This window comes from Blautia sp. CGZ-1-C1, assembly GCF_056504575.1.
Map to the genome: position 1 here is coordinate 1 of NZ_JBWLUT010000051.1, position 9,274 is coordinate 9,274.

At 40.7% G+C, this 9,274-nt stretch carries 7 protein-coding genes; all 7 read left to right on the forward strand.

The genetic code is table 11. From position 1 onward, the window contains the following. On the forward strand, nt 1-1,167 hold a 1,167-nt coding region (locus tag AC058W_RS03235; RefSeq protein WP_479389700.1), incomplete at its 5' end, for a hypothetical protein. A gap of 174 nt (nt 1,168-1,341) precedes the next feature. Next, a complete protein-coding gene (locus AC058W_RS03240; protein WP_479389701.1) occupies nt 1,342-2,514 on the forward strand; it encodes an NAD(P)-dependent malic enzyme in 1,173 nt (390 codons plus the stop codon). 208 nt (nt 2,515-2,722) lie between these two features. Then, nucleotides 2,723-3,337, forward strand: a complete 615-nt coding sequence (locus AC058W_RS03245) for an ECF transporter S component (RefSeq protein ID WP_117844538.1) — start codon at nt 2,723-2,725, stop codon at nt 3,335-3,337. A 182-nt stretch (nt 3,338-3,519) separates the two neighbouring features. Then, complete coding sequence (locus AC058W_RS03250) at nt 3,520-5,190, forward strand: glycoside hydrolase family 43 protein (RefSeq protein WP_117675902.1); 1,671 nt, start codon at nt 3,520-3,522, stop codon at nt 5,188-5,190. A 393-nt stretch (nt 5,191-5,583) separates the two neighbouring features. Beyond that, the gene (locus AC058W_RS03255) at nt 5,584-6,831 is read left to right on the forward strand and encodes an ABC transporter substrate-binding protein (protein ID WP_479389702.1); all 1,248 of its coding nucleotides are present in this window, start codon (nt 5,584-5,586) and stop codon (nt 6,829-6,831) included. A 202-nt stretch (nt 6,832-7,033) separates the two neighbouring features. Beyond that, entirely contained in the window at nt 7,034-8,086 is a 1,053-nt protein-coding gene (locus tag AC058W_RS03260) for a carbohydrate ABC transporter permease (protein WP_117675754.1), read from the forward strand. Beyond that, complete coding sequence (locus tag AC058W_RS03265; protein WP_118410910.1) at nt 8,086-8,946, forward strand: carbohydrate ABC transporter permease; 861 nt, start codon at nt 8,086-8,088, stop codon at nt 8,944-8,946. The genes AC058W_RS03260 and AC058W_RS03265 overlap by 1 nt, the downstream gene beginning before the upstream one ends. The last annotated feature ends 328 nt before the right edge of the window (nt 8,947-9,274 follow it).

Below are 9,274 nucleotides of genomic sequence, written 5' to 3' on the forward strand. Positions count from 1 at the left end.
AGCCAGACCTACAATGGTACAACACTTACTGTCTCAGAAGTATATTGTAATGATACTGCATTGTACATATCCCTTATCATTAGTATGGAAGAAAAAATTCCGAATACTCTTCTGACAGAAGACGGAACGCCATGGATCAATCTGAACAATGGCAGTATATGGATGAAATGTGATTTTAATGATGGCGATATGCTGGTGAATGCTCCGCTGGATGGACAATTGATTGATGATCACACATTTGCAGGAGTGCTGCGTATAGACAACACTGAATTCACTTATGATTTTGCAGGGGAGCAAAGATTTAATGAAGCCTGGGAAAAATTCTGGAAAGAAAAAGGAATTGATGATGTGTATAATGCTACAAATGAGGAGATGGCAGCAGCAATTGGAATAGAGGATGCAGAGAACGTAACTATTGAGGACGCAGTCGCGGCAGGAGCACCTGACGAAAAAGATTATCTGAAAGAAATCAAAGTTCCGGATCAGTTTACCATGGAATTAAGTTTTCCTCAGATAGTAGGTATGTTACCTGAAGAAGAAACTACAACACCGGAGATTCCACAGGAGTTGAGAGATGAACGTGACCAGGCAGTGGCAGATGCAGGTTTAAACGAAGACGACTATGAGAATTTCACAGAAGAACAGCAGGAAACATTAAGATTGATCGACCAGGAAATGTATAATAAGTATACAAAACTTTATCCGGATGTAAATAAACACCCAAATAAATATGAAAACTGGTGGGTGGACGGAGACTGGGACTTCACAATTCCTGTAGAAAAAAATGATGCACAGACAGTAATAAAAGAGATTCAGGCTGTAGACAGCGAAGGAAACGGAGTCATATCTCTGACTAAGACACCGTTTGAGATTACCATGAATGAAAGTGGTGACACCGCGGATTATTTCCCGGTTATTCTGGATGCAGATGGAAAACCTATGAGTTTTGGAAAGTTTACAGGAACTGCCAACACAGTTGCCATTTCAGACAGAGATATTTCCACAGTATACGTATACCTCTGCGATTATATCGAATACATGGACGAACTGAAAGGCTACTACTGGTCCGACGATTACGAAGAAAAGGCAAAGACTAAGACCTTTAAGCAGCTCTTGGACGAGCGTGCAGTTGCCAGTGCGGAAGTACATTTTGATGAAAATAAATAACAAAGTCCAATAACTGAAACAGCATTCCCATAAACAAAAATGTGAGAATGCTGTTTTTATAACTTTGATAAAAAATAGTCAATTTAAAATAAAAAAAACAGTGGCATCTTGGCAAAGTAAATGTTACAATGTAGGCGTCTCAAAAAAAGAGTGCAGAAGGGAGCCAAATCGAAAATGGATTACGCAAAAGAATCTTTAAAAATGCATTATGATTTAAAAGGTAAAATTGAGGTTGTATCAAGAGCCAAAGTAGATTCCAAAGATGCCTTAAGCCTTGCTTACACACCTGGTGTTGCTCAGCCTTGTCTTGAAATTCAGAAAGATATAAACAAGAGCTACGAGTTAACAAGACGCTGGAACACAGTTGCTGTTGTCACAGACGGAACTGCAGTACTGGGACTTGGAGATATCGGTCCGGAAGCAGGTATGCCTGTTATGGAAGGTAAATGTGTGCTCTTTAAAGAATTCGGTGGTGTAGATGCCATTCCGCTTTGCGTTCGCAGCAAAGATGTTGATGAGATCGTTAAGACTGTAAGTCTCCTGGCCGGATCTTTCGGTGGAATCAACCTTGAGGATATTTCCGCACCAAGATGCTTTGAGATCGAAAAGAAACTGAAAGAATGTTGCGATATTCCGATTTTCCATGACGATCAGCATGGAACAGCTGTTATCACACTTGCAGGTGTCATCAATGCACTGAAAATTGTAGGAAAGAAACTTGATGAAGTTAAGATCGTTACTTCAGGAGCAGGTGCAGCAGGTATCGCCATCATCAAACTGTTAATGTCCATGGGACTTAAGAATGTTATCATGACAGACAGAAAAGGTGCGATCTACGAAGGCAGAGAAGGATTAAACCCAATCAAAGAAGAAATGGCTAAGATTACAAACTTCAACAAAGAGAAAGGTACTCTTGCAGAAGTAATCAAAGGCGCAGATGTCTTCATCGGTGTATCCGCACCTGGGACACTGACACAGGATATGGTCCGCACAATGGCAAAAGATCCGATCATCTTTGCATGTGCAAACCCGGTACCTGAGATCTTCCCTGATGAAGCAAAAGCAGCAGGAGCAGCAGTTGTTTCTACAGGACGTTCTGATTACCCGAATCAGGTAAATAATGTACTTTGCTTCCCTGGACTTTTCCGTGGTGTACTGGATGCAAGAGCATCAGATGTCAACGACGAGATGAAAGTGGCAGCAGCATACGCGATCGCAGGTCTGGTAAGTGACGAAGAATTAAATCCGGAATATATTCTTCCGGCAGCATTCGATCCACGTGTAAAAGATGCAGTAGCTAAATCAGTAGCAGAAGCTGCAAGAAAATCTGGCGTAGCAAGAATCTAAGATATAGGTCATAGATTAGGCAATGCGGATGCCTGAGAATAGTATGAACAGGATAAAGTCCTCTGTTTCCATGCGGAATGTGCATGGCAGCAGAGGATTTTTTTATCTGACCTCTGAAAAAATGAAGAAACTGGTCATTGAAATAAAAATCAACAAAGTGTATCATACCTTCATAAATTGATACAGCAACACGAGAGGGGAAATTATTATGAACACACAGAACAGCACAATTACAAAACTGGCTGAGACAGCGTTAATGGCTGCGTTATGCTACGTATCTTTCACATTTTTGCAGATTAAGATTCCGGTACCCGGCGGAGATGCGACCTCCATTCATATTGGAAATGCATTCTGCGTACTGGCAGCACTGCTTATCGGCGGTGTATATGGCGGTTTGTCCGGTGCCATCGGAATGGGAATCGCAGACCTGATGGACCCGGTTTATATTACTGGTGCGCCGAAAACATTTGTCCTGAAGTTCTGTATCGGCCTTATCACAGGACTGGTAGCACACAAAATCGCAAAGATCAATGAAAGTACAGATAAGAAATATGTATTCAAATGGAGCCTGATTGCTTCTGTTGCAGGACTTGGATTCAATGTAATCGCAGATCCGATCGTAGGATATTTCTACAAACAGTATATCTTGGGACAGCCGCAGAAACTTGCCGAAGCACTGGCGAAAATGAGTGCTGCCGCTACACTATTCAATGCAGTTGTTTCAGTAATCCTGGTAGCAGTAATTTACAATGCAGTACGTCCTGTATTAATCAAGAGTCACCTGCTTACAGTCACAAATAAGAAAAAAGAACAGACAGCATAAACTTGTGTTCCGTGTATTATAAAACACGATTTAAAGAAATAACAGACAGCAATAAAAAAACAGCATTTCAGATATTGATAGGATATCGGAAATGCTGTTTTTATGATAAAATATGCTGTAACGATTTAACAATCCGTGTGATTGTAAAGATACAGAATAATTTAAGGAGAAAAAAAGTCAAAATGATTCAAAATCCAATACTTCCAGGTTTTAACCCTGATCCGTGTATTTGCAGAAAAGGGGATGACTATTATCTTGCAGTTTCTACTTTTGAATGGTTTCCGGGAATTCCGGTTTATCATTCCAGAGATTTAAAGAACTGGGAATTATATACCCATGTACTGACAGATGATGAAAAAGTAGATCTGAAGAAACTTCCGAGTGCAAAAGGAATCTGGGCACCATGCCTGACTTACTGCGAGGAAGAAGATATGTTCTATGTGGTTTATGGAGTGATGAATTCCATGAATGCCAGATATTTCGATGTAGATAACTTTATGATCTGTGCAAAAGATATCAGAGGTCCATGGAGTGAGCCTGTATATCTTCATTCCTCAGGTTTTGACGCTTCCATGTTCCATGATACAAACGGAAAGAAATACATTGTTTCCCTGGAGTGGGAGACAAGAGAAGGATACGAAAAACCAGGCGCGATCTGCATGGTAGAATATGATCCTGCCAAAAAAGAAATTGTAGGATATCCGAAACGAATCTGGAGAGGCGGCACAGACAGAGGTTGCATCGAAGCTCCTCATCTGACTAAACGTGGAGAATATTATTACATTATGTGCGCAGAAGGCGGCACAGGATACAATCACTGTGTTACAATGGGACGCTCCGGAAATGTCTGGGGACCATATGAAAAAGATCCGAAGAATCCGATTGTGACCAGTGTACCGGGAGAGTCTTATGAGAGACAGGATCCCGATCATCTGAAACCGAAATATTACAATCCGGACTCCATTTTGCAGAAATCCGGACATGGAAGCTATGTAGAACTTCCTACCGGTGAGGTATACCTGGTTCATCTCTGCTCCAGACCGTTCGTGCCGGAACTCCGCTGCACACTCGGAAGAGAAACAGCAATCCAGAAGATGATGTGGACAGAGGATAACTGGCTTCGTATGGCTGACGGAAGCAATCTGGCAAAAATGGAGGTGCCGGAAAGTTCCCTTCCAGAGTACCCGGTAGAGAAAACTCCTGATTTCGATGACTTTGACGGAGAAGAACTTGGCAATTTCTACTATGCGCCAAGAATCATGCCGGAGAGATTTGCGGATGTAAAAGCACGCAAGGGATATGTAAGACTCCGTGGACAGGAATCCAGAACCTCTCTGAATAAAGTAAGTATCCTTGCCAGAAAACTTACCAGTGTTTATGCAAGAATCACTACAAAGATGGAATTCGTGCCGGAAGTTCATCAGCACAGTGCAGGCTTGATCCTGTATTACGACAATATGAACTATATCAATCTGCGAAAATATTACAGCGAAACACTGGGACAGAGTGCGTTGTCTATCATCCATTTGGAAAATGGTGAAAAAACAGAATTCCTCAACACGAGAATTCCGGTAGAAGATAAGCCAATCTATCTGAGACTCTATATCGAAGGACGTAAATCCTGGTTTGAATGGAGCTATGATGGTGAAAACTATCAGAAGATCGGAAGAATCTTTGATACTACGAGATTTTCTGATGAATACTGTAAATATGGTGAATTTACAGGAACAATGGTAGGTATCACCTGTGCAGATCGTGTGCTTCACAAGAAATGCGCAGATTTTGATTTCTTCGAATACAAAGCAGATGAAATAATTTTGAAGGAAATATGGACAGAAAATGGTTACGATTAAAGATATGGAAGAGATTCCTGGAATAAGTACAACGACAGGTTTTTATAGAGAAAAAAGGAAAACATAAGGACAAAAGATGCATGTTCAGGAGAAAGGTGTGCGAAAAAAAGTACCCATTCCAATGAATATGCATTTTTTTGACCTCAAAGTAGCACTTTTTTGGACATTGTGTAATAAGACAGAAAAAAGAAATTGTGCATATTTAACAAATGACGAAAAAGAAAGATAAAAAAATTCAAACTTATGCGAAAAAGGTCTTGCTATTTCAGAAACAAAGTGGTATTATACAAATATCAAAAAACCTTATGCGCAAAAGGTAAAAGAAACAGTTAAAAAAATGACGAGGTGACGAAAATGAAGAAAAAAGTATTTGCAACACTTTTAGCAGTATCTATGATCGCATCAATGGTTCCGGCAGCAGTATCCGTACAGGCAGCAGACGGTGACAGTATTCGTCTCGTAAACGGTAAGATCGAAGTTGACGCTCAGTTGAAGAAATTAGCTGAAATGTATGAGAAAGAAACAGGAACTAAAGTAGAAATCGAATCCATGGGCGGCGGAATCGATATCCAGGGTACTCTGAAAGGATACTATCAGTCAGATAACATGCCTGATATTTTCGTAAACGGTAGTGGAGCAGACTTTGCTAACTGGACAGATATGTTAGTAGATATGAGCGATCAGAAATGGGCTTCTGATACAGATGCAGCTTATGTTGATGAGAGCCAGGGTACAATCGGTTTCCCATATACAACAGAAGCAATCGGTCTTGCATATAACAAAGACATCCTTGACAAAGCAGGAATTGATCCTTCCACATTAACAAGTCCGGATGCAATCAAAGAAGCATTTGAGACAATCGATTCCAAGAAAGATGAACTTGGACTTACAGCAGTTGTAGGTTATGCAGCAGAGCCAGTTAACCTTTACTGGTCAACCGGTAACCATTTATTTGGTACATATCTGGATGAAGGTCTTGACAGAGAAGACACTACTTACATTGACATGCTCAATGATGGCGGTAAACTTGACGAAGACCGTTTCACAGATTTCGCTAACTTTGTAGGTCTTCTGAACCAGTATTCAGATCCTGCTCTCCTTGTTTCCGGTACATACGATCAGCAGATCCTGAACTTCTCATCCGGTAAATATGCATTTGTTACACAGGGATCCTGGATCGGTGCAACAATGGTTGGTGATGACGCTGACGCTTACAAAGAAGCTGGTAACTTCGAAGTTGGTATGATCCCATACGCATTCGAAGACGGACAGGATACAATCCTTACAAGCTCCCCATCCTGGTGGTCTGTATACAAAGATGGTAATGTAGAAGCAGCAGAAGCATTCCTTCAGTGGCTGACAACAGACGAAGCTCAGGAAGTCCTCGTAAAAGAAGCTGGATTCGTAAGCCCATTCAAATCCTGCACAATCGTAGGCGATGATCCGTTTGCTCAGACAATTACTGATTATCAGAATGCAGGAAAGACATCCGCATGGCACTGGTCAATTCCAGGTTTCAAAGAAGGTATCGCACAGAACTATACAGGTCAGGTATTTGCTGACTATGCATCTGGAAGCCTTGATGAAGCTGGATTTGTAAAGACAATGCAGCAGGTTCTTGAGAGTGCATACGCAAACTAATCAGAATGAATAACTGATATCTGTTGGGCGGCGATTATGTTGCCGCCCATTTTTATTGCGCTGCATACCTGAGTAAAGGTCCGGGCAGACCTCCATTCAGGTACGCAAAAACGGTTAAGACGCATTGATTTTTGTGTTACTTAGAACGAAATTGACAGTAGCATTTTTGCTTTGAATAAGAAATAGGAAGGGTGAAGGCAAAATGAATACAAACAGTGCTAGTAAAAAAGTAATCTCCATGGTATGTCTGATTGCCGGTATTATTTTGCTGGCTGTAGCATTGATTCAGGATATTTCCGGAAGTGGAGCAGGCTGGAGAGGTCCGGCACTGATCATTGGTGCAATCGGCATTTTACTGGGAATGTATTTATTCCCGACATTAAAACATCACAGAAGCATCGTTAACTTTATATTTGTATTTCCATTGTTATTTACATTTGTAGTAACAGTCATTATTCCATTATGCCTTGGTGTGTTTTATTCCTTTACAGACTGGAATGGAATCAAGATGACAGGATTTGTAGGATTTGCAAACTACAAGACAATGTTCAATGAACCAAGTTTCCTCTGGTCACTGATCATCACAATTCTGTTTGTAGTTCTGAACATGGTTCTGGTAAATGTAGTAGCGTTTATGCTCGCATTACTCTGTACTTCTAAGATTAAGGGACTCTCATTCTTCAGAGCTTCCTACTTCCTGCCAAACCTGATCGGCGGTATCGTACTTGGTTATGTATGGCAGTTCGTATTTAACAATGTACTGATCAAGATGACAAATAATATTTCACTTCTGTCAAAGACAAACACAGCTATGATGGCTATCATCGTTGTTTATATCTGGCAGTATGCAGGTTATATCATGCTGATCTATGTAACTGGTCTGACACAGGTACCTAAAGATGTACTGGAAGCATCACAGATCGATGGCGCAAATGCAGTTACAACATTATTTAAGATTAAGATTCCGATGATCGCAGCTACAATTACAATTTGTACATTCCTTACCTTAACATCAGCATTCAAACAGTTCGATGTTAACATGGCTTTAACAAATGGTACAGGTTCTGTTGCAAGTTTCTTCGGAAACTATCTGACAAACGGTACTCAGATGCTGGCTCTGAATATTTATAATACAGCGATCTCCAAGAACAATTATGCACTTGGTCAGGCGAAAGCTATTCTGTTCTTCATTATCCTGGCTGCTGTATCTATTATTCAGGTTAGAATTTCCAATAAGAAGGAGGTTGAAATGTAATGGTTACGAAGAAAACGCCAAAGGTAGTGCTTACAGCTGTTGCGATTGTTATCGCAGCGTACATATTATCTCCTTTCTATCTGGTACTTATTAATACATTTAAGAATGCAAACGGTATTGTTGCAAACCCTGTAAGCTTTGTGGGTGCAAGCTTTGCACAGTTTAAGACAAATATTTCAAACGTTGTCAACAACTCTAACTTCAGTTTCTGGAGTGCATTCGGAACATCTGCGATCATTACAGTTGTTTCCCTTGTATTACTTGCTTTATTTGGCGGTATGGCTGCATGGGTTATCTGCCGTAACAAGACAAAATGGTCTACAGTTATTTATATGACATTTATCGCATCCATGACAATTCCTTTCCAGGTAGTTATGCTTCCTCTGGTTTCTACATTCCGTGATGTAGGTAAATTCCTTGGAATCAGCATGCTGCAGTCTATCCCTGGTATCGTATTTGCATACTGTGGATTCGGTGGTGCCATGACAGTATTTATCTTAACTGGTTTTATCAAAGGTATTCCGTATGAACTGGAAGAAGCAGCAGCGATTGACGGATGTTCTCCTGAGGGAACTTTCTTCCGTATTATCCTCCCGCTTCTGAAACCGGTTATTGTTACCGTTACTATTCTGAATGGTATGTGGATCTGGAACGATTACCTTCTTCCTTCTCTGATGTTAGGACAGAATGGTAAGGTTAAGACTCTTCCGGTTGCTGTACAGGCGTTTGTTGGTTCTTATGTTAAGCAGTGGGATCTGATCCTTACTGCAGCACTCCTGGCAATGATTCCGATGATCATCGTATTCCTGCTTGCTCAGAAGCAGATTATGAATGGTATGGTTGAGGGTGCTATTAAATAGGCTTGCAAATACTTTTTTGAAAAGGCTGTCGTTTTCTTCATTTATTTGGAAAGCGACAGCTTTTTAATGATTTCAAAGGGGACGCGAAGAAAAATAAATGTTTTGAACCACGGCTGCGGGGGCAGGAACTCTAAGCCTTTGGAAATTTGCTAAAACCATGCCAGAAAAATTCAAACTCGCTTCGCTCAGACAGTGAATTTTTCTGACATAACGCAAATTCCCAAAGACTAAGAGTTGCTACACCCCCTGTAGATGTGGTTAAAAACATTTATTTTTTTTCGCTGTGAACTGGCTGGTACTGTGAATGATAGTATGGAAGTGCGTTATC